The sequence below is a fragment of the Mesorhizobium waitakense genome, assembly GCF_056431085.1.
On record NZ_JBWKME010000242.1, the window covers coordinates 1 to 1,961 of the forward strand.

At 63.6% G+C, this 1,961-nt stretch carries 1 protein-coding gene; it reads left to right on the plus strand.

Annotated elements, in window-relative coordinates; translation table 11 throughout:
• Positions 1-350: 350 nt before the first annotated feature.
• A partial coding sequence (locus tag AC07FD_RS39525; RefSeq protein WP_478354214.1) for a recombinase family protein occupies positions 351-1,961 on the plus strand: 1,611 nt, incomplete at its 3' end.

Here is a 1,961-nt window from a genome sequence, read left to right on the forward strand (position 1 = left end):
GGTCGGTGCGCATTGAGCGTCCACGCCGTATGCGGTCGCTTGTTGAGGTTCGCCGCGGTTGGGATGCGAGTCGATTTGTCGCGGCCGAATCAGAGCCAACTGGGGATTTAATGCGCCATCGACGGCCGAGCTGCGAGCCGGCCGATGGAGGCGCACATGGTCCGGCGCAAGGATCGCCCTGTGCTGCGCATGCAGGTGTCGTTCGAAGCGACAAGAACCGGCCCCCAACATCTGCTCGAGGCCTACGCCCATCTTGTGCCGACGATACGGCGCACGAAGCAACGGCAGAAGCGTCGAGCGGACCCCTCATCGAAGGTGACGAAAGCGATGACGAGATCGGGAGGTGAGCAATGACCGAGACGCAATGTGCGCTCTATGCGCGGGTGTCGAGCGAGGCGCAGGCGCGCGATAACACGATTGCAAGTCAGGTGATTGCGTTGCAGGAACGCATTGCCACCGACGGCTTCATGCTTGAGCCAGGTTACAGCTACGTGGATGACGGCTACAGTGGTTCGACATTGCTTCGACCGGCGCTGGAACGGCTGAGGGATGCGGTTGCCGGTGGCCAAGTCGACCGTCTCTATGTCCACGCCCCCGATCGGCTCGCCCGCCGCTATGCCCATCAGGCGCTGCTGATCGACGAGTTTCGTCGTACCGGTGTGGAGATCGTGTTCCTCAACCGCCCCATTGGTGGCACGGCCGAGGATGATCTATTGCTTCAGGTTCAGGGTGTGATCGCCGAATATGAACGGGCCAAAATCCTCGAGCGGAGCCGGCGTGGTCGCCGTCACGCGGCACGCTCCGGCTCCGTCAGCGCGCTGACGGGTGCTCCCTTCGGCTACCGTTATGTGAGCCGCGACCAGAGTGGCGGCCTGGCACGCTTTGAGGTCGTGGAGGAGGAGGCACACATTGTTCGACTGATCTTCGCATGGGTCGGCCTGGATCGCATGAGCTTGCGAGGGGTATGCCGCCGGCTCGAGCAGATCGGCTGCCGGACGCGGACAGGAACGACGCATTGGTACGCCTCCACGATCCGCGGCATGCTCGCCAATCCCGCCTATATCGGACGGGCCGCTTTCGGGCGAGCCCGCTACGTGCCGCCACGACCGCGGTTGCGGCCGATCCGCGGCCACTCACAACCCTCGCCGCACGCCACTTCGCGCGTTCCCGTACCGCCTGAAGAGTGGATCGAAATTCCTGTTCCCCCGCTCGTCGATCCGACCGAATTCGAGGCGGTCCATACTCAGCTTGAGGAGAACCGGAAGCGCAAGCGCCAACGCACGCCGAGCTCGGACTGGCTGCTGCAGGGCCTCGCGGTGTGCCGGCGTTGCGGCTACGCCTATTATGGCAAGCGCGCACCTCGCGCCCGCAAATACGACCCGACGGACACGCTGCGCTACTATCGCTGTATCGGTACGGACGGTTATCGCTTCAGCGGCCACCCCGTTTGCGACAACCCGCAGGTGCGCGGCGATCACCTGGAAGAAGCGGTGTGGGATCAAGTCAAAGGTCTCCTGGAGGATCCGCGCCGCATGGCCGAGGAATACCGTCGCCGCCTCCTTGCGGCCCGTGACGAAGTCCGTGAGCCGGAGGAGATCGCCCGCCTCGAACGACAAATGGCCACCTTGCGTCGCGGCATCGGTCGGCTGATCGACAGCTATGCCGAGGGCATCATCGACAAGGCGGAATTCGAACCGCGGATCGCGGGTCTGAAACAACGCCTTTCTCAGCTTCAGGTGCGGCACCAGGCAGCGGTCGACGTGGCCGAGAACGAACACGAGCTCTCACTCCTGATCAACCGTCTGGAAGATTTCTCAGCCAAGGTGAAAGCAGGGCTCGCCGGCCTTGACAGGATCGGAACGCAGCAGATCATCCGTACCGTGGTCCGCCGGGTCGAAATCGACAACACGCAGGTAGAGATCGTCTTCAGGGTTCCGCCACTCGATGGCTCAGCCGGCCAG